This window comes from Actinoplanes sp. NPDC048967 (assembly GCF_040649415.1).
In the GTDB taxonomy this organism is placed as follows: Bacteria; Actinomycetota; Actinomycetes; order Mycobacteriales; family Micromonosporaceae; genus Actinoplanes.
Map to the genome: position 1 here is coordinate 1,114,546 of NZ_JBEZFL010000001.1, position 23,117 is coordinate 1,137,662.

Annotated in this window: 15 protein-coding genes; 6 read left to right on the forward strand and 9 right to left on the reverse strand. The window is 72.2% G+C overall.

What is annotated here, in order from left to right; all coding sequences use genetic code 11:
- Positions 1-131: 131 nt before the first annotated feature.
- The 4 genes from AB0C12_RS05200 to AB0C12_RS05215 all read right to left on the reverse strand — a co-directional run bounded on the left by AB0C12_RS05200 (position 132) and on the right by AB0C12_RS05215 (position 4,600).
- Positions 132-2,315, reverse strand: a complete 2,184-nt coding sequence (locus AB0C12_RS05200) for an MMPL family transporter (RefSeq protein ID WP_360544329.1) — start codon at positions 2,313-2,315, stop codon at positions 132-134.
- Position 2,316: 1 nt separating this feature from the next.
- Positions 2,317-2,859 (reverse strand): helix-turn-helix domain-containing protein, encoded by a 543-nt coding sequence (locus AB0C12_RS05205; RefSeq protein ID WP_360544331.1) that lies wholly within the window; start codon positions 2,857-2,859, stop codon positions 2,317-2,319.
- A 67-nt stretch (positions 2,860-2,926) separates the two neighbouring features.
- Positions 2,927-4,159 carry a styrene monooxygenase/indole monooxygenase family protein gene (locus tag AB0C12_RS05210; RefSeq protein ID WP_360544333.1) on the reverse strand — a complete coding sequence of 411 codons (1,233 nt, stop codon included), beginning with the start codon at positions 4,157-4,159 and terminating at the stop codon, positions 2,927-2,929.
- Positions 4,160-4,183: 24 nt separating this feature from the next.
- A complete protein-coding gene (locus AB0C12_RS05215) occupies positions 4,184-4,600 on the reverse strand; it encodes a MarR family winged helix-turn-helix transcriptional regulator (protein ID WP_360544335.1) in 417 nt (138 codons plus the stop codon).
- Between the two features lie 83 nt (positions 4,601-4,683).
- On the opposite strand from AB0C12_RS05215, the gene AB0C12_RS05220 reads away from it, so the two are divergent.
- Positions 4,684-6,480, forward strand: coding sequence for an ABC transporter ATP-binding protein (locus AB0C12_RS05220; protein WP_360544337.1), 1,797 nt, complete (start codon positions 4,684-4,686; stop codon positions 6,478-6,480).
- Between the two features lie 524 nt (positions 6,481-7,004).
- Here AB0C12_RS05220 and AB0C12_RS05225 read toward each other — a convergent pair.
- Positions 7,005-8,477 carry an NAD(P)/FAD-dependent oxidoreductase gene (locus AB0C12_RS05225; protein WP_360544339.1) on the reverse strand — a complete coding sequence of 491 codons (1,473 nt, stop codon included), beginning with the start codon at positions 8,475-8,477 and terminating at the stop codon, positions 7,005-7,007.
- Between the two features lie 51 nt (positions 8,478-8,528).
- On the opposite strand from AB0C12_RS05225, the gene AB0C12_RS05230 reads away from it, so the two are divergent.
- Positions 8,529-10,028, forward strand: coding sequence for a class I SAM-dependent methyltransferase (locus tag AB0C12_RS05230; RefSeq protein ID WP_360544341.1), 1,500 nt, complete (start codon positions 8,529-8,531; stop codon positions 10,026-10,028).
- On the opposite strand, the gene AB0C12_RS05235 is transcribed toward AB0C12_RS05230, so the two are convergent.
- Both AB0C12_RS05235 and pulA read right to left on the reverse strand, forming a co-directional pair.
- Positions 10,029-11,888: a propionyl-CoA synthetase gene (locus AB0C12_RS05235; protein WP_360544343.1), complete on the reverse strand. Its 1,860-nt coding sequence runs from the start codon at positions 11,886-11,888 to the stop codon at positions 10,029-10,031.
- A 43-nt stretch (positions 11,889-11,931) separates the two neighbouring features.
- A complete protein-coding gene (gene pulA, locus AB0C12_RS05240) occupies positions 11,932-17,334 on the reverse strand; it encodes a pullulanase-type alpha-1,6-glucosidase (protein WP_360544345.1) in 5,403 nt (1,800 codons plus the stop codon).
- Positions 17,335-17,452: 118 nt separating this feature from the next.
- Here pulA and AB0C12_RS05245 point away from each other — a divergent pair, with 118 nt between their 5' ends.
- Entirely contained in the window at positions 17,453-18,994 is a 1,542-nt protein-coding gene (locus tag AB0C12_RS05245; protein ID WP_360544347.1) for an alpha-amylase family glycosyl hydrolase, read from the forward strand.
- On the opposite strand, the gene AB0C12_RS05250 is transcribed toward AB0C12_RS05245, so the two are convergent.
- Both AB0C12_RS05250 and AB0C12_RS05255 read right to left on the reverse strand, forming a co-directional pair.
- Positions 18,991-19,827 (reverse strand): siderophore-interacting protein, encoded by an 837-nt coding sequence (locus tag AB0C12_RS05250; protein WP_360544349.1) that lies wholly within the window; start codon positions 19,825-19,827, stop codon positions 18,991-18,993. The genes AB0C12_RS05245 and AB0C12_RS05250 overlap by 4 nt on opposite strands.
- A gap of 44 nt (positions 19,828-19,871) precedes the next feature.
- Positions 19,872-20,441, reverse strand: a complete 570-nt coding sequence (locus AB0C12_RS05255) for a hypothetical protein (RefSeq protein ID WP_360544351.1) — start codon at positions 20,439-20,441, stop codon at positions 19,872-19,874.
- A 99-nt stretch (positions 20,442-20,540) separates the two neighbouring features.
- Here AB0C12_RS05255 and AB0C12_RS05260 point away from each other — a divergent pair, with 99 nt between their 5' ends.
- From AB0C12_RS05260 to AB0C12_RS05270, 3 genes are read left to right on the forward strand one after another with little or no spacing between them, the layout of a single operon-like run.
- Positions 20,541-21,779, forward strand: a complete 1,239-nt coding sequence (locus AB0C12_RS05260; protein ID WP_360544353.1) for an FAD-dependent oxidoreductase — start codon at positions 20,541-20,543, stop codon at positions 21,777-21,779.
- A complete protein-coding gene (locus AB0C12_RS05265) occupies positions 21,776-21,967 on the forward strand; it encodes a hypothetical protein (protein ID WP_360544355.1) in 192 nt (63 codons plus the stop codon). Before AB0C12_RS05260 ends, AB0C12_RS05265 begins: the two co-directional genes overlap by 4 nt.
- A gap of 35 nt (positions 21,968-22,002) precedes the next feature.
- Positions 22,003-23,061, forward strand: coding sequence for a lysylphosphatidylglycerol synthase transmembrane domain-containing protein (locus AB0C12_RS05270; RefSeq protein ID WP_360544357.1), 1,059 nt, complete (start codon positions 22,003-22,005; stop codon positions 23,059-23,061).
- Positions 23,062-23,117: the final 56 nt, after the last annotated feature.

Here is a 23,117-nt window from a genome sequence, read left to right on the forward strand (position 1 = left end):
GTTGCCGAGGGCAACCTATTCAGAGCAGAAGATGATTCGCAAGTTTCTAGATCGCCGGACAGGTAACAATCCGGCAATAAAGAGCCGGAGCGCGCCATGCACGCTCCGGCCCTCTTACCTGCTTAAACGGTTCAGACGGTGACCGGCTCCCGCGCCGGCTCGTTCGCCAGCTCCTCGCGCAACCGCTCCCCCTCGATGTCGACATTGGGCAGCACCCGGTCCAGCCAGCGCGGCAGCCACCAGGCGGCCCGGCCGAGCAGCGAGATCACGGCCGGCACGATCGTCATCCGGACCACGAAGGCGTCGATCGCCACCCCGATGGCCAGCGCGAAGCCCATCGACTTGATCACCGGGTCGTCCAGCAGGATGAAGCCCGCGAAGACCGACGTCATGATCAGCGCGGCCGCGGTGACCACCCGGGCGCCGTGGCCCATGCCGCTGATGGTCGCCTCCTGCGCGCCGGCGCCGTGCACGAAGTCCTCGCGCATCCGCGACACCAGGAACACCTCGTAGTCCATCGCGAGGCCGAACAGGATGCCGATCAGCAGGATGGGCAGGAAGCTGATCAGCGGTCCCGGACTGTCCAGGCCGACCAGGTCGCTCAGGTGTCCCTCCTGGAACACCAGCACCGTGACGCCGAAGGTGGCGCCCACGGTGAGCAGGAAGCCGAGCGCCGCCTTGAGCGGCACGAGCACGGACCGGAACACCAGCATCAGCAGCAGCACCGACAGACCCACGACCAGCAGCAGGTAGACCGGCATGGCGGCGGAGAGCTTCTCGGAGACGTCGATGCCCACGGCGGTCTGCCCGGTCAGCGACACGTCCGCGTTCGCGATCCCGGCCACCCGGTCGCGGACGTCGTGCACCAGCTGCTCGGTGGCCTCGTCGGTCGGGCCGGTCCGGGGCAGCACCCCGAGCAGCGCCGTCCGCTTGTCCTGACTGAGGTTGGGCGGGGTCACCGCCAGCAGATTCGGCGTGCCCTGCAACAGCTGGGTGGCCTGCTGCACGGCCGCGGTGGTCTGCTCCGGCGAGTCGCTGGAGACGACCAGGGCCAGCCGGCCGTTGAAGCCGGGGCCGAAGCCCTCGGTGATCAGATCGGCGGCGTCGCGGCCGGGCGTGCCGACCGGGCCGGCGCCGGCACCGGGCAGCGCCACCCGCATGTCCGTGGCCGGCAGAGCCAGGGCGCCCAGGCCGAGCACCCCGACGAGGATCACCGGGATGCGCAACCGGGTGACCAGCCGGGCCCAGCGGAAGCCGAAGCCCTCCTTGGGCTCGGCGTGCGAGGCGGCGTGCGAGCCGGTGGCGCGCAGCTTGCGCGGCAGCACCCGCTGGCCGGCGAAGCCCAGCAGAGCGGGCAGCAGCGTGATGGCGACCAGCACGGCGACGGCGACGGTGCCCGCGGCGGCCAGGCCCATGACGGTCAGGAACGGGATGTCCACGACGGCGAGACCGGCCAGCGCGATGACCACGGTGATGCCGGCGAACACGACGGCCGAACCGGCGGTGCCCACCGCGCGGGCGGCCGCCTCCTGCGGGGCGAGGCCGTCGACGAGGTTCTGCCGGTGCCGGGAGGTGATGAACAGCGAGTAGTCGATGCCGACGGCCAGGCCGAGCATCAGGGCGAGCACCGGCGCCGTGCTGGTCAGCGTGACGACGCTGCTCAGCGCGAACAGCCCGGCCATGCCCGCGCCGACCCCGATCAGCGCGTTGAGCATGGTCATGCCCGCGGCGACCAGCGAGCCGAAGGTGATCACCAGGACCACCAGGGCGATGATGACGCCGATGCTCTCGGTGCCGCCGACCTCGGGCTCGGAGTTCATCACCTCACCGCCGTGCTCGACGCGCAGCCCGGCGGCCTCGGCGGCGGCGCCACTGTTCTCGTACGCGGCGCGCTGCGGCTCGGTCACCTCGTCGGCGCGGGTGGCGAACTGCACCTGGATGAGGCCGTACCGGCCGTCCTGCGACAGGGCCTTGGCGGCGAAGGGGTCCACGGCACCGAGCACGCCGGGCAGCGCCGACGCCTCCTTGACCAGGCCCTCGACCGCGGGCTTGAGGGCGGAGTCGGCCAGGGTGCCGCCGGCCGGCGCGGCCACCACGATGGTGCCGGTGGCCCCGCTGGCCTCGGGGAACTCCCGCTGCAGGGCGTCGATCGCGCGCTGCGACTCGGTGCCGGGCATGGTGAAGTCGCTGGACGAGGGGCCCTTGAACGCCAGGGCGGCGCCGCCCAGCGCGGCCAGCAGCACCAGCCACAGCACGACCACGAGCTTGCGGCGCCGGAACGAGGCCCGGCCCAGCCGGTACAACAGGGTTGCCATGTCAGTCCTTGGATCGAGGGGTGAGCAGGGCACGCTTCGCCACGGCGATCAAGGCGGAGCGCAGGGTCGCGTCATCGGGCTTGTCGATCGCCACCGAGCAGATGCCGGCCAGCAGCACCTCGGCGGCGATCCGGTCGACCGGGTCGGCCGAGCCCGCCGCGAAGGCGGTGCACAGGTTTTCGATCATCGGCTGGGCGTCCGCGAAGGCGGGCGTCCACAGCACGTCCAGCGAGCCGTAGTAGATGAGCCCGGCCTCGCGGCGGTAACGCAGCACCAGGTCGACGAAGCCGTCGATGGCCGCCTCGCGCGCGGCCTCACCGTCGAGCTGCCCCAGCCGGGTGGTGAGCTCGGCCAGCTCGGCGGCGGCGGGAGCGACCAGGGCGGCGAGAATCGCTTCCTTGCTGTCGAAGTGGTAGAGCAGGGTCGCCTTGGAGCAGCCCACCTCGGCGGCGATGTCCTGCAGCGAGGTGCCCTTGAAGCCGGCGCGGGAGAACAGCTCCGCGGCGACGGCGAGGATCTCGTCGCGTGTCCGGGTACGGGCCATGCGAACCAGCATGCCTGACCGATCGGTCAGAAGCTGGCCGATCGGTCAGGAAGTGACTCAGGTAACCCTAGACCGAGGCGAGGTAGCGCTCGGCGGCGTCGGGCGTCATGAACCAACGGTCCAGGTCGGTCGGGTCCGAGAAGGCGTCGGCGAACCGCGAGGCCACGGTGGGATTGCCCGCTGCCGCGCCGAGTATGCGCTGCACGTGTGGCGGCAACGGCTGGAGCATCGCGTTGGTCCAGTCGGTGACCGCGCGGGCGGTCGAGGACCAGAACGCCTCGGCCGTGTCACGCATCCACTGCTCGTCGAACGGCCGGTCGCCCCGCTCGCGGATCGCGGTCAGGTAGGCGGTGGCGCACTTGGCCGCGGTGTTGGCGCCCTGGCCGGTGATCGGGTCGTTGGCCAGCACCACATCGGCCATGCCGAGCACCGCCGTTCCGCCGTCCAGCCGGGCGACCGGCTCGCGCACGACCGGCGCGTACCGGCCGTGCAGGGTGGCCCGGGAGTCGGTGAGCTCGGCGTGGCGGGCGCGCTCGGCGACCCAGGGCACGTACCGGCCGGCCAGCTCGAGGGTCAGGGCCAGATGCTCGGCGGGGTCCATCGGGGCGGAACCCGTCCACCGGTCGACCGGGCCGCCGGGCACGGCCTCCCAGAACAGGATGTCGCAGGGGCCGGTCAGGGTCAGCGCGGGGATGACGAACAGCTCGCCCAGCCCGGGCACGGCGTGGAAGCCGATGTGCGGTGCCGGGAAGTCCGGGTCGGGCTCGAGGCCGTGCACGTACGCGACGGCGAGTCCCCGTTGTGGCGCGTCGTGGACCGAGCGCCGCGGGTCGCGGTCGAAGAGGGACACCAGGTCGCCCCGGCCGGCCGCGACGACGGTCAGGTCGTGCCGAGCGGCGAGCGCCGCCAGCTCCCCCGCCTGGACGGCGCGGTAGTCCACCGTCACGCCGCGCTGCTCGGCCAGCTCCAGCCAGGCCGCCATCTTGAGGCGCTGGTCGACGCTGCGGCCGGGGTGGCTGAGCCGGGCGTTGAAAGCGAGGGCCTGCTCGCCGGGCGGGGCGGACAGGGTGATCCGGAAGCCCTGGAAGGCCGGGGCCTGCTCGCCCCAGAGGTCGAGGCCGAGGGCGCGCTCGGTCTCGAGCGCGCCGTGGAACATGCCCTGGGTGCTCATCGGGCGCCCGCCCCGGATGTCCGGCGGCGTGCGGGCGGAGATCAGCGTGACGTCGTGACCGTCGGCGCGCAGGCCGAGCGCGAGCTGGAGGCCGGACTGCCCGGCACCGACGACGAGAACCTTGCGCATGCCCGGGACTCTACACAAACGGGATTATTCGCGCAGTTGGCGCAGGATCCGGGTGAGGTCGGCGCGGTCGGCCTCGTGGAGACCGGCGAAGAAGCGCTCCGCGGCGGCCTGCCGGGCGGCCCGGATGGCGTCGCCGGCCGCGGCACCCGCCGCCGTCAGGTGCAGCACCGTCGCCCGCCGGTCGGCCGGATCCGGGGTGCGCTCGACCAGGCCCCGCCCCTGCAGATCGTCGACGACCTCGGTGGCTGAGCGCGGGGCGATGCGCAGGTGCTCGGCGAGGGCACCCGGGCGCATGGGGCCGTGCCGCATCAGCACGGCGAGGGCGCGGCCGTGCGACGGGGAGACGTTCAGCGGCTCCAGCGCCTCCTTGTTGAGGTGGCGCAGGGTGCGCGCGACGGACCAGAACAGCTCGGAGAGGTTCTCGTCGGCGGCGGGATCCACGGGAATACCGTACCAGCGGTTGCGGTTGTTCCCTCATGGTGAGGTAACCTCACTAAATCCGTACCGGAAGAAGGTTGTCGCTCTTGGAAGCCACCCCAGTCGAAGGCGGCCGTCGCGGCCGCACCACCACCGTCACCGCCGCCGAGAAGAAGCAGGCCCGCGAGGTCTCCCTGCGCCGCATCGGCCGGCTCTTCAGCGCCCACCGGCTCCAGCTCACCATCGTCACCGCGATCATCGTGGCCTCGTCCGTGATCGCCATGGCCTCGCCGTTCCTGCTGCGCGAGGTCATCGACCGCGCACTGCCGCAGCAGAACCTCCCGCTGCTGGCCTGGCTCGTCGCCGGCATGGTCGCCGTCGCCGCCGTCACCTCCGCCCTCGGCGTCATCCAGACCTGGATCTCCACCACCGTCGGCCAGCAGGTCATGCACCGGCTCCGGGTGGACGTCTTCACCCACCTGCGCCGCCAGTCCGTGGCGTTCTTCACCCGGACCCGCACCGGCGAGGTGCAGTCCCGCATCACCAACGACATCGGCGGCATGCAGTCGGTGGTCACCTCCACCGCGACCTCGATCGCCTCGAACCTCACCACCGCCGTCGCCACCGCGGTCGCCATGGCCGCCCTGTCCTGGCAGCTCTCCCTGGTGTCCCTGGTGGTCCTGCCGCCGGCCATCCACCTGACCCGCCGGGTCGCGAAGATGCGCAAGGAGATCACCGCGCAACGCCAGCGCGAACTGGCCGACCTCAACGTCACCGTCGAAGAGGGCCTGTCGATCAGCGGCGTGCAGCTGAGCAAGACCATGGGCACCGGCGCGGCGCTGGTCGAACGCTTCACCGCCTCCTCCACCCGGCTCATCGACCTGGAGCTGCGCTCCGAACTGGCCGGACGCTGGCGGATGGCCGCGATGAGCATCATCTTCGCCGCGATTCCGGCGGTCATCTACCTCAGCGCCGGGCTGCCGCTCACCGCCGGCACGCTCAGCATCGGCACCCTGGTCGCCTTCACCACCCTGCAGGCCGGGCTGTTCCGGCCGCTGATGGGGCTGCTCGGCGTCGGGGTCTCGCTGACCAGCTCGCTGGCCCTGTTCGCCCGCATCTTCGAGTACCTGGACCTGCCGGTGGAGGTGGACGACCCGGTCGAGCCGGTGGAGCTGCCCCGCACGGTGCGCGGGCACCTGCGCTTCGAGGACGTCACGTTCGCGTACCCGGGAAGTGAGACCGCCGCGGTCGCCGGGGTCTCGCTGGACGTGCCGGCCGGCACCTCGCTGGCGCTGGTCGGTGAGACCGGTTCCGGCAAGAGCACGCTTGCCGCGCTGATCGCGCGGCTCTACGACCCGGCCGCGGGCCGGATCACGATCGACGGGATCGACCTGCGGGACCTACGGCTGGCCGACCTGGCTTCGGTGGTCGGCGTGGTCAGCCAGGAGACCTATCTGCTGCACACGACCGTGCGGGAAAATCTGCGGTACGCGCGGCCTGACGCGACCGACGCGCAGATCGAGCAGGCCGCTCGGGCGGCGCAGATCCACGAGCTGATCGCTGGGCTGCCTGACGGCTACGACACTGTGGTCGGCTCGCGGGGGCACCGGTTCTCCGGTGGTGAGAAGCAGCGGATCGCCATCGCGCGGACGCTGTTGCGTGACCCTCGGATCCTGGTGCTGGACGAGGCCACGAGTGCGTTGGACACCTCCACCGAGCGGGCTGTGCAGCGGGCCTTCGACGAGCTGGCCCGCGGGCGCACCACGGTGACGATCGCGCATCGACTGTCGACTGTGCGTGATGCAGATCAGATCGTGGTCGTGGACCACGGGCGGGTTCTGGAGTCCGGCGACCACGACAGCCTGGTCTCGGTAGGCGGCCGGTACGCCGACCTCGTCGCCTGATCCGACCCCCTCTCGCCCCGCCACTCCCCCGCCCCTTCCGATCTTGGTATTTGGTGGCTGCCAGGACAGCCATCAGCTACCCAGGTCTGGTGAGACGGGGAGGGGATGGGGAAGGGCTAGGACCCGACTGGGACGCGGTCCGGGGCCCGGACGCGGTCCGAGGCCGGGACGCGGTCCAAGGCCGGGACGCGGTCCAAGGCCGGGACGCGGTCCGAGGCCGGGACGTAGCCCTGACCGGCGCGGAGGCCGCACCGGGACGTGGCCCGCACCAGGACGAGGCCCGGACCAAAACGAGGCCCGGACCAGGACGGGGTCCACACCGGGACGTAGCCCTGACAGGCATGGGAGCCGCACAGGGACGAGGCCCGGACCAGGACGGAACCCGGACCGGGACGGAACCCGGACCGGGACGGAACCCGGACCGGGACGGAACCCGGACCAGCGAAGGAAAGTACCGGGACACCTACACGGGGGTCCGGACCGGCGGAGGGGTCCAGGCCAGCGGATGGGTCCGGACCAGCGGGTTATTTGATTGCTGGGCCGGCCGACGCCGAGGTGGCACCGGACTCCGCGGAGCCGGAGCTGGAGGTGGCGGGGGTGGCGGGGCCGGAGGCGGACGGGCTGGCCGGGTCGCTCGGCTGGCTCATCGCCTCGGCTGCCGCGGCCTTGCGGCGTTCGAACGGGTCGCCGTATTCGCGGACCGCCGCCCGCGCGTACGCCTGCTGGAACGTCGCCACCCGCTCGGAGCGGCCCCGGCCCAGGAAGCTGACCGCCCAGTGCAGCACCGCCGTGACCCTGTTCTTGAAGCCGACCAGGTAGAGCAGGTGCACCGCCAGCCACATCAGCCAGCCCAGGAAGCCCGAGACGCGCAGCTTGCCCACGCTGGCCACCGCTGAGAAGCGGGAGATGGTGGCCATGCTGCCCTTGTCGAAGTACTTGAACGGCCCGGCGGGCTCCTTGCCGGCCAGCCGGCGCTTGATCTGGTCCGCCGCGTACCGGCCGCTCTGGATGGCCACCTGGGCGACGCCGGGGAGCTGGTTCAGGGAGATCATGTCACCGACGGCGAAGATCTCCGGGTGGCCGGGCAGGGTGCAGTCCGGGTTGACCTTGACCCGGCCGGCCCGGTCGGTCTCGGCGCCGGCCTGTTCGGCGAGCTTGCGGGCCAGGGGCGGGGCGGCCACGCCGGCGGCCCACATCTTGGTCATCGACTCGATGCGCTGGTGGCCTCGTTTGGTGTCCACCTCGATGCCGGTGGCGTCCACGTCGACCACCTTGGTCTCCAGTTCCACTTCCACGCCGAGCAGGTGCAGCTGGCGCAGCGCGCGGGTGGACAGGTGGTCGCCGAAGGTGTTCAGCACCGCGTCGAGGGCGTCGATCAGGATGATCCGGGCCTTGCGCGGGTCGATGTGCTTGTACTGGCCCGGCAGGGTGCGGTGGGCCAGCTCGGCGATCTGCCCGGCCATCTCGACACCGGTCGGGCCCGCACCGACCACCACGAAGGTCATCCAGCGTTCGATCTCGGCCGGGTCGGTCTGCAGGTCGGCCAGCTCGAACGCGCCGAAGATGCGGGCCCGCAGCTCCAGCGCGTCGTCGATGCTCTTCATGCCGGGGGCGTGGTCGGCGAACTTGTCGTTGCCGAAGTAGGACTGCGAGGCGCCCGCGGCGACGATCAGCGTGTCGTACTCGACGGTGTAGTCGATGCCGGGCGCCTCGACCGCGACCTTCTGCGCGTCCACGTCGATGTCGCTGACCCAGCCGAGTTTCACGTCGACGTTGTCCTGGCGCCGGAGGATCTCGCGGATCGGCGGGGCGATCTCGCCCTCCGAGAGGATGCCGGTCGCCACTTGATACAGCAGCGGCTGGAACAGGTGGTACGCCGTGCCGTTGATCAAGGTGACGTCGACGTCGGCCTTGCGCAGGGACTTGGTGGCGAACAGCCCGCCGAAGCCGGCTCCGACGACCACTACCCGGTGCCGTCGATCAGATCGTTGAGGCATCACAGTCTCCGCTGCTCGTGGTCGGCGTCTCCGTACGGTATCAACGACCAGGTGGAAACAACCTTCGTGCTCTTCCCGGGCCGCCATCACGTCCTTACCCGCTTCCAGGCCGAGTACCTGCGGCGGTGGCCGGATGTGACCATTGTCTGGGCGGTGACCTCAGCGAACCACGAGAACACGAAGCGTAATCCGGTGCCGTACCACCGCCGGGAGGCGGCCATCGAACGGTTCAGCGTGCTGACCGGGCTGCGTTCGGTGGTGGTGCCGGTCTTCGACACCGCGCCGACCGAGCGCTTCGCCGAGGTGACGCTGAAGAACATCACGGTGGCGACCGGCCTGGAGCTGACCCCGGCCAACACCCTGGTGGCCTGCTCGACCCCGGCGGTCGCGGCCCTCTACACCGCCCTGGGCTTCGGCATCGCCGGGGTGGAGGCCGAGAGCACGCCCGAACCGGCCCGCCCGTGGGACGTGCTGCTGCGGCTGGCGGCCGGCGACGAGAGCTGGCGGGAGCTGGCCCATCCGGCGACCGTCGACGTCTTCGACCGCTACCAGCTGGTGGACAGCGTGCGCACGGTGGTCAACGACCCGGTGGTGGGCGCCGAGGGCGGGCTGACCGCGACCCGCAACTACCGCACCTACGTGGAGGCGTTCGCCGACAGCGCGGCCCGCAAGTGGGAGCGGGTCCACCGGCACGTACGGCCGGGCCGGATCGTCGACATCGGCTGCGGCGCGGGCGCGGTGCTGGAGCTGGCCGACCGGGAGCCGGCGCTGCGCGAGAGCGACCTGATCGGCGTCGAGATCGCCCGGCACCTGTACGAGGAGTGCATGCACAAGAAGGCCCAGGGCGTCTTCGACAACGCCAACGTCTTCTTCTACCGCCGCAACGTGCTGGGCGGCGCCATCTTCCCGGAACGTTCCATCGACACGACGCTGACGTTCGCGCTGACCCACGAGATCTGGTCCTACGGGGACCGCTGGGCGTCGCTGCGCCGGTTCGCGCAGGCCATCTACGACCACACCGCGCCGGGCGGCGTCTGGATCAACAGCGACGTCTGCGGCCCGGACGGTCGCGACCGCCGGGTCCGCCTGACCTTGGACGCCACCGACGGCGCCAACCCGGCGACCGCCCGCGCGGACCTGGCCGAGCTGTCCCCTGAGGAGGTGTCGGCGTACGTGGCCGGCCTGTCGACCCGGGCCAGGCTGGACCAGTTCGCCGTCGACTTCCGGTTCCCGTTCGCGTACGACCCGGCCGGCGACGCGGTCGAGCTCACCCTGGGCGCGGCGATGGACTACCTGACCCGCAAGGACTACGCCGACAACTGGCTGTCGGAGACCCACGAGCAGTTCTGCGGACTGGAGTACGCGGACTGGAAATCGCTGCTGGTCGACGTCGGCTTCGAGGTGGACCCGGCCTCGGGCACCTCCCGCAACGACTGGATCATCGACAACCGGATCGCCCCCACGGCGTCGCTGGCCGCACCCGACGGCACGCCGCTGGACTGGCCGGTCACCCATGTCCTGCTGGTGGCCCGGCGACCGCACAACACCTGATCAGTCGGTGAGGATGGGGCGGAGGGCGTCCAGGACCGCCGGGTCCTCGATGGTGGAGGGGACCGGTTCCGGGGTGCCGTCGGCGATGCCGCGCATCGTCCGGCGCAGGATCTTGCCGGAGCGGGTCTTGGGCAGGCCCGGGACCACGTCCACCCGGCGCAGCGCGGCCACCGGGCCGATCCGGTCGCGGACCATCGCGACCAGCTCGGTGCTCAGTTGCTCCGGGTCGATGGCGGCGCCGGACTTGAGCACCACGAAGCCGCGCGGCTGCTGGCCCTTGAGCGGGTCGTGGACGCCGATCACCGCGCATTCGGCGACCGCCGGGTGGGCCGCCAGCACCTCTTCCATCGCGCCGGTGGAGAGGCGGTGGCCGGCCACGTTGATGACGTCGTCGGTGCGGCCCATCACGTACAGGTAGCCGTCGGCGTCGAAGCGGCCGCCGTCGCCGGTCAGGTAGGTGCCGGGGAACGCCGACAGGTACGACCGCACGTAGCGTTCGTCGTCCTGCCACAGCGTCGGCAGGCAGCCCGGCGGCAGCGGCAGCCCGATGACGATCGAGCCGTCCTCGCCCGGGGGCACGTCCACGCCGGCCGGGTCGACCACGCGGACGCGGTAGCCGGGCACCGGCACCGACGGCGAGCCCGGCTTGGTCGGCAGCGTCTCCAGGCCGCGGGGGCTGGCGGCGATCGGCCAGCCGGTCTCGGTCTGCCACCAGTTGTCGATCACCGGTACGCCGAGCCGCTCCCCCGCCCAGGTGTAGGTCTCCGGGTCGAGCCGCTCCCCGGCCAGGAACAGCAGCCGCAGGCTCGACAGGTCGTGCCCGGTGAGCAGCCGGCCCTCGGGGTCCTCCTTCTTGACCGCGCGGATCGCCGTCGGGGCGGTGAACATGACATTGACCCGGTGCTGGGCCACCACCCGCCAGAACGCGCCCGCGTCCGGGGTGCCGACCGGCTTGCCCTCGTACAGCACCGTGGTGGCTCCGGTGAGCAGGGGCGCGTACACGATGTAGGAGTGGCCGACGACCCAGCCGACGTCGGACGCGGCCCAGAAGACGTCGCCCGGGCCGGCCGCGAAGATCGCCGCCATGGACCAGCGCAGGGCGACCGCGTGGCCGCCGTTGTCCCGGACCACGCCCTTCGGGCGGCCGGTCGTGCCGGAGGTGTAGAGGATGTAGAGCGGGTCGGTCGCCGCCACCGGTACGCACTCCGCCGGCTCAGCCCCGGCCACCGCCTCGTCCCAGGTCAGGTCCCGGCCGGGCACGAGGTCGGCGAGCAGCTGCGGGCGCTGGAGGATGACGCATTGCGCGGGCTCGTGTGCGGCCAGGCCCAGGGCGCGGTCGAGCAACGGCTTGTACGGGACCACGCGCGCGGCCTCGACCCCGCACGAGCTGGCCACGATCACCTTCGGCCGGGCGTCGTCGATGCGGGCCGCGAGCTCCGGGGCGCCGAAGCCGCCGAAGACGACGGAGTGGACCGCGCCCAACCGGGCGCAGGCCAGCATGGCGATCACCGCCTCCGGGACCATGGCCAGGTAGATGACCACGCGGTCGCCCGGGCCGACGCCGAGCCGCCGCAGGGCGCCCGCGAACAGCGCCACCTCGTCGCGCAGCTCCCGGTACGTGTACGTGCGCAGCGTCCCGGTCACCGGGCTGTCGTGGATCAGGGCGGCCTGCTCGCCCCGCCCGTCGGCCACGTGCCGGTCCAGGGCGTTGTGGCAGGTGTTGAGCCGGGCGTCGGGGAACCACCGGGTGTCGAAGATCCGGTCCGGTGGGCTGTCCCAGTCGATGGCCTCGGCGGCGTCGCGCCAGAAGCCCTCGGGGTCGCGGAGACTGCGCTCGTACGCCTGCCGGTAGTCACCCATGCAGCCAGGGTGACCACCGGCAGGCCGGTTAGTCCAGAGCCGATCAGCTCTGCACGAACACCGCCGTGGTCCGGGCCGGCACCGTGAAGGTGCCGGTGGCCCGGTCGAACGAGCCCGGTTCGTGCTGCAGCGGGTGCGGGACGACGGTCGCGCCCTTGAGCGCCGGTACGGTCTGGGTCGCCGTCGCCGGGGTGGCGTTGAAGATCACGGTGACCGACTTCCAGCGGCGGTCCAGGCCGCGCCCGTCGAGCCGCATGGTGATCACGCCGGGCGTCTCGGCGGCGCCGGAGAGCGGGAACGACAGGCGCTTCTGCACCTCGGCGGCGGTGGGCAGCCCGAAGACCGGCGACGACCTGCGGATCGCCAGCAGCTCCCGGTAGCGGGCGTCGGCCAGGTTCACCGCGTCGCAGCCGGGCACCAGCTTCGGATCGGCCAGCAGCGGTTTCGCGTACGGCCACTTGGCCTCGTTGTCGGCCGCCGGGGGCAGGCCGCGGCCAAATCCGTTGCCCTCGGTGCAGTCCCAGCTGATCTGGTTGAACCAGTCGCCGGAGTTGAACGAGTTGCGGTCCAGGGACTTCGAGCGCAGCCGTTCACTGCCCGCGGTGACGAAGCCGGGGCCCTGGCCGAGGACGGTCGTGGCCAGCGCCACGGACTGCATCCTGGCCCGGTCCACCGCCGCGGTCCGCTGCGGCAGCTTGTACGCCAGCGCGTCGAACAGGATCTCGTTGTCGTGCGCGTCCACGTAGGTGATCGCCTCGCCCGGCGCCGCGGTGTAGCCGGCCGGCGAGCCGTTGTAGTCGACCTGCGCGCCTGTCACCGGCGTACCGGTGGAGGCGGTGAACCGGTAACCCGCCAGGTTGCCGCTGAGCCCGACCTTGATCAGGTCCTGGTAGTGCAGCAGGCGGGCCTTCTGCTCGGCCGCGGTGCCGTTGGCCTCATCGCCGTTGGGGTCGGTGAACAGCCCGGAGCCGAAGCCCTGGATGCGCGGGTTGTCGTCGAACGGGCCGCCACCGCGGACGGCGTCGCGGAGCCGGTCGTTGAACGTGGCGATGCCCGTACCGGCCATGTTCTTCTGGGTGGCCTGCACGAAGCGGGCGTCGCCCGCGACCTCGCCGAAGTCCCAGCCCTCGCCGTACAGGTAGATGCTCTTGCCGTCGACGCCGTCGCGGGCGACCGTCAGCTTGTCGAGAGCGGCCCGCACGGCCAGGATGTTGGCCTTCGGGTGGTGGCCCATCAGGTCGAACCGGAAACCGTCGACCTTGTACGCCTTGGCCCAGGTCACCAGCGAGTCGACGACCAGCTTGCCCATCATGGTGTGCTCCGGCGCGGTGTTGGCGCAGCAGGTGGAGTTGGCCACCGTGCCGTCCTCCAGCAGCCGCTGGTAGTAGCCGGGCACGATCTGGTCGAGCACCGAGTGCGGGTCGGTGCCGGCGGCCGAGGTGTGGTTGTAGACGACGTCCAGGACCACCCGCAGGCCGTCGCGGTTGAGCCCGGCGACCATCTCGCGGAACTCCCGGGTGCGGGCGTCCGGGTCGACGGCGTAACCGCCCTCGGGGGTCGTGTAGTGCAGCGGGTCGTAGCCCCAGTTGTAGCCGTCCTCGGCCGCCACCGCCGCCACGCATTTCTGCTGCTCCGCGGAGTCCGGCGGCAGCGCGGCCAGGTCGCAGGCCGGTTGCTGCTGGTCGGCGCGCTTCTCCGGGATGGTGGCGAAGTCGAAGACCGGCAGCAGGTGCACGTGGGTGGTGCCGGCCGCGGCGAGGGCCCGCAGCTGCTTCATGCCGGCGGTGCGCGGGTCGGTGAAGGCCCGGTAGGTGCCGCGCTGGGCGGCCGGGACGGTGGTGTCGGCGATGGAGAAGTCCCGGACGGACAGCTCGGAGATCTGCACCTGGCCCGGTTTCCGGGCCGGCTTGCGCAGCCCGGCCCAGCCGGCCGGGGTCTGGGCCGGGTCGCTGAGGTCGGCGATCCGGCTGTGGGTGGAGTCGGGCGCCAGGGCCACGGAGTACGGGTCGGTGACCGACGCGGTGACGACCTTGTTCGCGGCGGGCTGCCAGGCGGTGACCCGGTACCGGTAGTCCTTGCCTTTCCAGCTCTGCGAACCCCGCACCGACCACACACCCGTGGCCGCATCGCGGGTCATCGGGATCGGCGCCGGGTGACCGGCCAGTTCCAGCGAAACGGTACGGGCGGTGGGCGCCCACACCGCCAGGGTCGGCCGGCCGCCGCGGAAGGTCGCACCGAGCTCGGCCCGGGCCGCCGGGGCGTAGACGTCGTCGAGCGCCCCCGCGGTCTGGACACCGGTGGCCGACAGCAGTTTGCCCTCGGCGTCGCGCTCGGTCACCGCGACCTGGCCGCGCAGCACGTCCTTGATCTTCGAGACGTCGCTGAGCCGGAAGGCCGGGTACTGCCACAGGTGCGGGTTCGCGACGCGCTGATCCTCGGTGAGACCGTTGCGGCGCGCGTTCAGGCGGATGGTGCCGTGCGCGCCGGTGAGCTCGCCGTCCACGATGCCCAGGCCGCCCTCCGGGGCGTAGACCAGGTCGTAGACCCGGCCGTCGGTGCCGGCCCCGACCGGTTCCAGCGAGGTGCCGGTGCCGGTCTTCCAGGCGATCGTCGCCCGGTCGATCCAGACGGCGTTCGACTTGGTCAGGTCGGCGACGCCGCCGCCGGCTCTGCGGACCACAGGCAGGAGCCGATCCGGTACGCCGGACAACAGCCACACCTCCCGCCCGGCCGTGGCGAAGTCGAGCCGCTGGTCGTCGGGCAGGTCCTTGGTGTCGCCCCGGTGGATGATGTAGTTCAGGCCGGTCGCGCCGGCGGCCAGCGGCACCCGGAACGTCACACCGAACGCGTCGGTCGAGGCGGGCTGCAGCGGCGCGGACCACTCGGTCGGAGCCGCGGCGCCGTCCCACACGTGCAGACCCCAGCCGGAGTAGTCCCCGTCGGCCCGCCGGTAGTGCACGATCGCGGTGTTCTGATCCTGCTCGACGGCCGGGCCGGTGGTGGCGACCGCGGGATCACCCTGCTTCAGCCAGACCTCCGGTGTCTTCGTCGGGTCCAGGAAACGGTCGGCGCCGACGTCCTTGACCCCGTTCTTGTCGACCACGATGAACCCGACGTTCTTCGCGCCCGGCTTGAGCTTGACCCAGGCGAACCGGCCGTACCCGTCCACCCCGTCGAACGGCTGCCCGGCGGGCCAGGTGGTCGGCGTCTCGACGTCGCCGAAGGCGTACAGGCTCCAGTCGTCGTAGTCGCCGGCCGGCCGCTGGTAGTGCACGATCGCGTAGTCGGGTCCGGCAATCACCGGCGGCGTGCCGACCTTGATCCGGGTGTTCGTGACCGCGAGGCGCCCGCGGCTGTCGCGGGCCACCGCCTTGTACTTCACCGGGGTGCCGCCGGCCAGGCCGGTCAGATCATGGAAGATCCGGTACGGCGCCCGGTCGGCGGTGCCGAGCAGCTTCCACGGGCCGTTGCCGACCTGCGCGGCGAAGGTGACCGTGGACAGCGGGTCGCCGGTGGTCGTGGCGGTCAGTTCGGTGCGGGTCGGCACCAGGGCGTCGGCCCTGGGCGCGGTGAAAGTCACGGTCGGGGCAGCCGATGCCTGCGCGATCGGCTTGGCGGCCCGGTAGACGACCGAGGACAGGGCCGGGACGGTGACGGTCAACTTGCCGTCGGTGCCGGTGGTTGCCGAACCCGTGGCGCCGTAGAGGCCGGCGAACGAGCTGCCCGGCGTCCAGGTGTCCAGGGTGACGGTCTGCGCGGTGGTGGCGTTGTTGACCGCGACCACGTACTCGGTGCGGGACTTGCGGTCGATCCGCGAGGTGGCGAAGACGCCGGGCCCGTCGGCCGCGTACCGGGTGACCTGCAGTCCGTCCCGCAGCGCGGGGTGGGCCTTGCGCAGTGCGGCGAGCGAGCCGATGGCCCGGTAGAGCGGGTGGCCGGTCTCGTAGTTGGCGACCGCGTGGGTGCGGTCGGTGCCGATCAGGTCGTCGTCCAGGTAGTCGGCCGACTTGCTGGGGAACATGTCCTGCCGGGCGTCCTTGTCGCCGCCCGGGCCGGTGAAGCCCTGCTCGTCGCCGGAGTACACGACCGGCTGGCCGCGGCCGAGGAACATCAGCTCGTGGGCGAGCCGGTCGCGGCGCAACTGGACGGCGGGGTCGTTCTCGGCGGCCGCGACGAACGAGCCGATCCGGCCCATGTCGTGGTTGCCGAGGAACGTCGGCAGGCGGTCGGCCCCGGTGTCGCTGGTGGTGTAGAGGTCGTCGGCGGCGTACAGGTCGGACAGGGCCTTGGCCGAGCCGCCGTCGGCGGCGAACGACTTCGCCGCGGCCTGGAAGGAGAAGTCCAGGGTCGCGGGCAGACCGCCGCGGCGCACGTACGTCGACTCGACCTCCTGGTCGGCGCTGTAGACCTCACCGAACATGAAGAAGTCCTTCTTGCCGGCCTGACGCGCGGCCCGGTCGATGCCGCCGGCGAACTGTGGCCAGAAGTCCAGGTCGGTGTGCTTGACCGTGTCCAGTCGGTAGCCGTCGATGCCGGTCTTCGCGATCCAGTCGCCGTAGATCTTGGTCATCCCGCGGACGACCTCGGGGCGCTCGGTGAACAGGTCGTCGAGGCCGAAGAAGTCGCCGTACTCGCTGTTCTCGCCGACGAAGGTGGAGTCACCGCGGTTGTGGTACATCGTCGGGTCGTTGAGCCAGGCCGGCTTCTTGACGGTGGCGTCCTTCGGGTCGATCACCGGCGTGTACGGGAACGACTCCTTGTTCAGCCGCGGGAAGGCGCGGCTGCCGTCGGCGTAGTTGCGGTCCTCGAACTTCCGGCCCTGCGCGTCCACGTAGGGGGCGGTGGCCTTGTCGATGTAGTCGTACTTGTTCTCGGCGTACTTGATGACGTCGGCGGTGTGGTTGACGATGATGTCGAGATAGATCTTCATGCCGCGCCGGTGCGCGAGGTCGACCAGCCGCTGCAGGTCGGCGTTGGTGCCGAAGTGCGGGTCGACCTGGGTGAAGTCGGTGATCCAGTAGCCGTGGTAGCCGGCCGAGATGTCGTCGCCGCTGCCCTGCACCGGCCGGTTCTTGAAGACCGGGGCCAGCCAAATGGCGGTGGTGCCCAGCCCCTGGATGTAGTCCAGCCGGTTGATGATCCCCTGCAGGTCACCACCGTGGTAGAAGCCCTTGTCGGCCGGGTCGAAGCCGGTCGCGAGCCGGTCACCGGACAGCTTGCCGGTGTCGTTGGACCGGTCACCGTTGGCGAAACGGTCCGGCAGGACGAAGTAGAACTGCTCGGCCGGCTCCGGCGCGGCGTCGAAGCCCCAGCTCGCCAGGGCGGCGGCGGACGGCTCGGCGGGACGGGCGGCGGAGGCGGGCACGACCGCGGCGATGCTCAGCAGCACGCCCAGGATGAGGGACCCGACGAACGTCGGACGCCGTCCGGGCTGGAGGGTTTCCACATTGAGGCCTTCCGATGGCGGGGCGACGACGCACGCTAACCCCCGGCGGACGGGCCTTGCAAGACTTTGCAGAAGTTGTCATGGAATTACAGCGTCACGGTGGGGCAACAATGTGGACATGACCGACGTCGTCTATCAGATCTACCCGCGCTCCTACGCCGACGCGGACGGCGACGGCGTCGGCGACCTGGCCGGCATCACCGCCCACCTGGACCACGTGGCCGGACTCGGCGCCGACGCGGTCTGGCTGACGCCCTTCCAGCGCTCACCGCAGGCCGACCACGGTTACGACGTCAGCGACTACACCGACGTCGACCCGCTCTTCGGTGACCTCGCCGCGTTCGACACCCTGCTGGCCCGGGCCCACGACCTCGGCCTGCGGGTGATCGCCGACGTGGTCCCCAACCACTGCTCCGCCGCGCACCCGCTGTTCCGGGCCGCACTGGCCGCCGCCCCGGGCAGCCCGGCCCGCGCCCGGTTCCACTTCGCCGACGGCCGCGGCCCCGGCGGCGCCGAGCCACCCAACAACTGGCCGAGCGTCTTCGGCGGACCGGCCTGGACCCGCATCACCGAGCCGGACGGCCGCCCCGGGCAGTGGTACCTGCACCTGTACGCGCCGGAGCAGCCCGACTGGAACTGGCGCGACCCGCGCACCGCGCCGTTCTTCGCCGACGTGCTGCGTTTCTGGTTCGACCGCGGCGTCGACGGCCTGCGCATCGACGTGGCCCACGGCCTGTTCAAAGCCCCCGGGCTGCCGGACCTCCCGGCCGGCCTGACCCCCGAACCGGGCCGGCTGCGCGGCAACCCCTTCGCCTGTGATCAGGAAGAGGTGCACCACGTCTACCGGCAGTGGCGGCGCCTGGCCGACTCGTACGACCCGCCCCGGCAACTGATCGGCGAGGTCAACCTGACCCCGGACCGGGCGGCCCGCTACGTCCGCCCGGACGAACTGCACCAGGCGTTCGCGTTCGCCTTCGTGACGGCGCCGTGGGACCCGCACGCCTGGCTGACCACGGGCACTTCGCTGCTGACGCACGCCGCGGGCCCGGCCCCGGTGACCTGGGTGGCCGAGAACCACGACGTGGTCCGAGCCCCGACCCGCTACGGCACCACGGCCCGCGCCCGGGCGGCGATCCTGACTGTGCTGTTCCTGCCCGGCGCCGCCTATCTGTATCAGGGGCAGGAGCTGGGGTTGCCGGAGGTGGAAGTGCCGGTGGACGCGCGGCAGGACCCGGCCTGGGCGCGAGCCGGGATGTCCCGGGACGGCTGCCGGGTGCCGCTGCCGTGGCGGCGTGACCCGGCCGGGACCTACGGCTTTTCCCCGGCCGGCGCGAAGCCGCCGTGGCTGCCGGTGCCGGCGGGGTGGGGCGCGTTGTCGGTCGAGGCGCAGGAGGCCGATCCGGAATCGACGCTGCACCTGACCCGGCGGGCCTTGGAGCTGCGACGCTCCCTGCCCGCGGAGGACACCGTGCAGTGGTCGGTGGCGGCGGACGGACTGCTGCTCGCGCGGCGAGGGTGCGGCGTGACCCTGGCCGTGGCCATGGGCGACACGGCGGCGCGGCTGCCGGACGGTGAGGTGCTGCTCGCCGGTGGACCGGTCACCGGAGACGGGCTGCTTCCCCGCGACACCGCCGCCTGGCTGCGTGAACAGCCGAACTAGCCGGCCGCGGGCTCCTGTTCGCGTTCGACCTGCTGGTTCCATTCGCGCTTGGTCGACTGCCAGCCGTCCTCGTTCAGGCCGCGGCGCCAGTAGCCCGAGATGGACAGCTGCGTCATCGGCAGCCCTCGCTCCACCCGCAGCAACGCGCGCACATCCTTCACGAAGGTCGCCTCGCCGTGGACGAACGCGTGCACCTGTCCCGCCGGGAACGTCAGGCCGCGGACCGCTTCGACCAGCGCCTCGCCCACCGGCCGGCCGTCGCGGTGCAGCCAGGTGATCTCCGCGTCCGCCGGGGTCTCCAGCTTCTGCTCCTCGGCCGCGTCCGCCACCTCGATGAACGCCTTCACCGGCGCCCCGGCCGGCATGCCCTCCAGGGCTGCCGCGATCGCCGGCAGGGCGCTCTCGTCGCCGGCCAGCAGGTGCCAGTCCGCGGCCGGGTTCGGGGTGTAGCCGCCGCCCGGGCCCATGAAGCGGACCGGGTCGCCGACCCGCGCCGCGGCGGCCCACGGGCCGGCGACGCCCTCGTCGCCGTGCACGACGAAGTCGAGCCACAGCTCCGGGACCTCGGGGCGCCAGCGGCGCACCGTGTACGTGCGGACCAGGGGCTGCTGGTCGCGGGGCAGCGTCTCGCGGATCACGGCGAGGTCGAACGGCTCCGGGTACGCGACCCCGGGCCGCGGGAACAGGATCTTGACGTAGTGGTCGGTGTACGCGCCGGCGTCGAGCCCGGTCAGGCCGGCCCCGCCCACCACGATGCGGACCATGTGCGGCGTGAGCTGCTCGACCCGGGTGACTTCCCCGATCGTGGCCGCCCGGACAGGCCTGTTCGCCATGACAACACTTCCCTACTGGGTCTCGGTCGGGGGTAAGGCTACCCTTACGAACCGACCGGCCGGTGCTGTCCGGTGGTGAGACGCGCGTCGCGGGACAGGGCCAGCGGCAGCAGCGCCGCCAGCACCAGGGCCGCGCCCAGCGGCAGCAGGTCCAGGTCGAGGCCGATCGCGGCGAAGCCGACCAGCACCAGCACCGGGCTCCAGACCGGCAGCCGGCGGGCCAGGACCAGCCGGATCAGCAGGATGAGCAGCCCGATCTGGAAGAGCGCCGGCCCGATGAGCTCCAGCGGGTCCGGCAGCGGCGCCGCCGAGCGGAAGTCCTCGGACAGGTCCCCGGTGATGACCCAGAGGAAGCAGCCCGCGCCGAAGAGCACGGCGACCGTGGCCGCCTCGACCAGGATGCGGGACGCCGGCGCGGCGGGACGGTCCAGCGCCCGCAGCGCGACCGCGAGCACGGCGAACAGCACGATGGCGACGAAGAAGGCGACGTGGCCGACGTCCCAGGCCGGGCCGTTGTGCCGGTCGCCGTCCAGGCCGTCGACCACCCGCAGCAGGCCGTAGACCAGCATGAGGGCCGGGGCGGCGAGGGCACAGATCCTGACGAGTCTCGGCATGGGCCTCAGCCTGCCGCCGCGCCCTCTCGGCCCACATCCGGGAATGACCCCGACACGACCCCGAGAGTCGTGGCATGGTGTCCGCAAAGGAGGGTGCTCATGCCCGGGGACCGTACGTTCGTCATCGCCGGCGCCGGACTGGCCGGTGCCAGAGCCGCCGAGACGCTGCGCGCGGAGGGCTTCACCGGCCCGGTCGCGCTGATCGGCACCGAGCCGGAGATCCCGTACGAGCGGCCGCCGCTGTCCAAGGGGCTGCTGCTCGGCACCGCGCAGCGCGACGACGCGTACGTGCACGACCTCGACTGGTACGCCGGGCACGACGTGCAGCTGCGGACCGGCACCACGGTCAGCGCCATCGACGCGGAGAAGCACCGGGTCCGGCTCTCCGACGGTGACGACCTCGGTTACGACAAACTGCTGCTCGCCACGGGCGCCTCGCCGCGGACCCTGGGCGTGCCCGGCGCCGGGCTCGGCAACGTGTTCTCGCTGCGTACCCTGGCCGACTCGGACCGGATCGCCGGGGCCGTCAACGGCGCCACCCACCTGGTGGTCGTCGGGTCCGGCTGGATCGGGCTGGAGGTCGCGGCAGCCGCGCGCACGCGCGGCGCCACCGTCACCGTGGTGACACCCGCCGAGCTGCCGCTGCGCTCAGTACTCGGGGACCGCCTCGCGAAGGTCTTCCTCGGCCTGCACCGCGAGCACGGCGTCGACTTCCGCTTCGGGGCGCGGGTCCAGGAGCTGCGGGGCGGCCCGGACGTGGCCCAGGTGGTACTCACCGACGGCACGACCGTCAACGCCGATGTCGTGCTGGTGGCCATCGGCGTCACACCCAACACGGGCCTGGCTGACCAGGCGCGGCTCCCGGTCGACAACGGCGTGCTCGTCGACCGGCAGTTGCGTACCGCCGACCCGGACATCCTCGCCGCCGGAGACGTCGCGAACGTCGACCATCCGCTGCTGCGGACCCGGCTGCGGGTGGAGCACTGGGACACGGCTCTGCACTCGGGGCCGGTCGCCGCCAGGGTGATGCTGGGCCAGGACGCCGAGTGGGACCGGCTGCCGTACTTCTTCACCGACCAGTACGACCTGGGGATGGAGTACGCCGGCTGGGTGCCGCCCGGGACGGAGGCGCAGGTGGTGATCCGCGGTGACGAGCCGGGTCGAGAGTTCATCGCCTTCCGGACCGTCGAGGGCCGGGTCGCCGCCGGGATGAACGTCAACGTGTGGGATGTGACCGAGCAGATCCAGGAGCTGGTCCGGGCCGGGCTGCGGGGCCGTACCGTCGATCCGGTCCGGCTGGCCGACCCGGACGTCGCCCTGACGGAGGTGTTCGCATGAGTGAGGCCCTGGAGCGGTTGCGGCGCTGGGAGGAGTCCGGCGCGACCTGGCGGGTGCTGGTCCGTACCCCGGAATCGGTGGAGATCGCCCTGCTCTCCTGCGACGCGGGTGAGGAGATGGACCGCATGCGGACCGCCGACCCGGCGGTGCTCGACCACGTCGACGCCCGGGAGCAGGACCAGGGGTAACGCCCCCGCTGGACGTCGTTTGCAAGGATCGGGCGATGTCGCGTCCGCCGTCCGAGGTGCGGGAGCGCCCGGCGGCGGCTCCGGCCCGTGCGGGCGTCCCGCGCTGGGCCCGGCTGGCCGCGATCGGCGTCGCGGTGGTCGTGCTGGCGGTGATCGGTCTGCGCGGGCGGTTGCCGGACCCGCGCGAGTTCCTGGCCGCCCTGGCCGGTGCGGACCACGGCTGGATCGCGCTCGCGGCCGCCCTGCAGGTCGTCTCGCTCGCGGCGTTCGCGTTCCAGCAGCAGCACCTCCTGGCCAATCTGGGGATCCGGCTGCGGGTGCGGCGGATCATGGCCATCACGCTGGCCCGGTCGGCCCTGTCGATCAGCCTGCCCGCCGGGGCCGCGGTCTCCACCGCGTACGCGATCCGGGAGTACCAGAAGGCCGGCGTGTCCCGGCGGGTCGGTGCCGCGTCCGCGGTCGTGTCCGGGCTGGCCTCCATCGGCGGTCTCACGCTGCTCTACGTGGCCGGCGGCGCGGGCGTCGTCGCCCGTGACCCGGGGACCTACCTGAGCTGGCGCCCGCTCGTGGTGGTCGGCGCGATCGCCGTGCTCACCACGGCCGGCGTCGCGCTCGGACGCCGGCACGCGGTCCGGCCCGAGCGGGCTCCCGCCGGCGCCGGTCCGCTGCGGAACAGCCGGACCGGGCGGCGTGTGGCCCGGCTGCTGAGCTCGGCCCGCGGCGCCTGGCGGGCCGGGGCCGGTCTGCGCGTACGCGACTGGGCGGTGGCGCTGGTGTACGCGGCGGTGAACTGGCTGACCGATCTGCTCTGCCTGGCGGCGGCCGCCCGCGCGCTGGGCCTGCCGGTCGGCGTGACCACGCTGGCCGGGATCTACCTCGGGGTGCAGATCGTGCGGCAGGTGCCGTTGACCCCGGGCGGGGTCGGCGTCGTCGAGACCGCGCTGGTCGCCGGCCTCACCGCGACCGGCGCGACGGCGGTCGGCGCGGCCGCCGCCGTGCTGGTCTACCGGCTGCTCTCCTGCTGGCTGATCATCCCGGCCGGTGGTGCCGCGGCGCTCGCGCTGCGCCGCGCGACCACGGTGCCGGTGCCGTAACTCCGGCGATCGCCACGGAAACAGTGATCGCAGGTCTTGTCTGGTGCGGATTCGGT

What these genes read in the sequence shown, in the direction of transcription:
- AB0C12_RS05200 (WP_360544329.1), bottom strand. Translation starts at nt 2,315, where the DNA reads ATGGCAACCCTGTTGTACCGGCTGGGCCGGGCCTCGTTCCGGCGCCGC.
- AB0C12_RS05205 (WP_360544331.1), bottom strand. Translation starts at nt 2,859, where the DNA reads ATGGCCCGTACCCGGACACGCGACGAGATCCTCGCCGTCGCCGCGGAG.
- AB0C12_RS05210 (WP_360544333.1), bottom strand. Translation starts at nt 4,159, where the DNA reads ATGCGCAAGGTTCTCGTCGTCGGTGCCGGGCAGTCCGGCCTCCAGCTC.
- AB0C12_RS05225 (WP_360544339.1), bottom strand. Translation starts at nt 8,477, where the DNA reads ATGCCTCAACGATCTGATCGACGGCACCGGGTAGTGGTCGTCGGAGCC.
- AB0C12_RS05235 (WP_360544343.1), bottom strand. Translation starts at nt 11,888, where the DNA reads ATGGGTGACTACCGGCAGGCGTACGAGCGCAGTCTCCGCGACCCCGAG.
- AB0C12_RS05245 (WP_360544347.1), top strand. Translation starts at nt 17,453, where the DNA reads ATGACCGACGTCGTCTATCAGATCTACCCGCGCTCCTACGCCGACGCG.
- AB0C12_RS05250 (WP_360544349.1), bottom strand. Translation starts at nt 19,827, where the DNA reads ATGGCGAACAGGCCTGTCCGGGCGGCCACGATCGGGGAAGTCACCCGG.
- AB0C12_RS05255 (WP_360544351.1), bottom strand. Translation starts at nt 20,441, where the DNA reads ATGCCGAGACTCGTCAGGATCTGTGCCCTCGCCGCCCCGGCCCTCATG.
- AB0C12_RS05260 (WP_360544353.1), top strand. Translation starts at nt 20,541, where the DNA reads ATGCCCGGGGACCGTACGTTCGTCATCGCCGGCGCCGGACTGGCCGGT.
- AB0C12_RS05265 (WP_360544355.1), top strand. Translation starts at nt 21,776, where the DNA reads ATGAGTGAGGCCCTGGAGCGGTTGCGGCGCTGGGAGGAGTCCGGCGCG.
- AB0C12_RS05270 (WP_360544357.1), top strand. Translation starts at nt 22,003, where the DNA reads ATGTCGCGTCCGCCGTCCGAGGTGCGGGAGCGCCCGGCGGCGGCTCCG.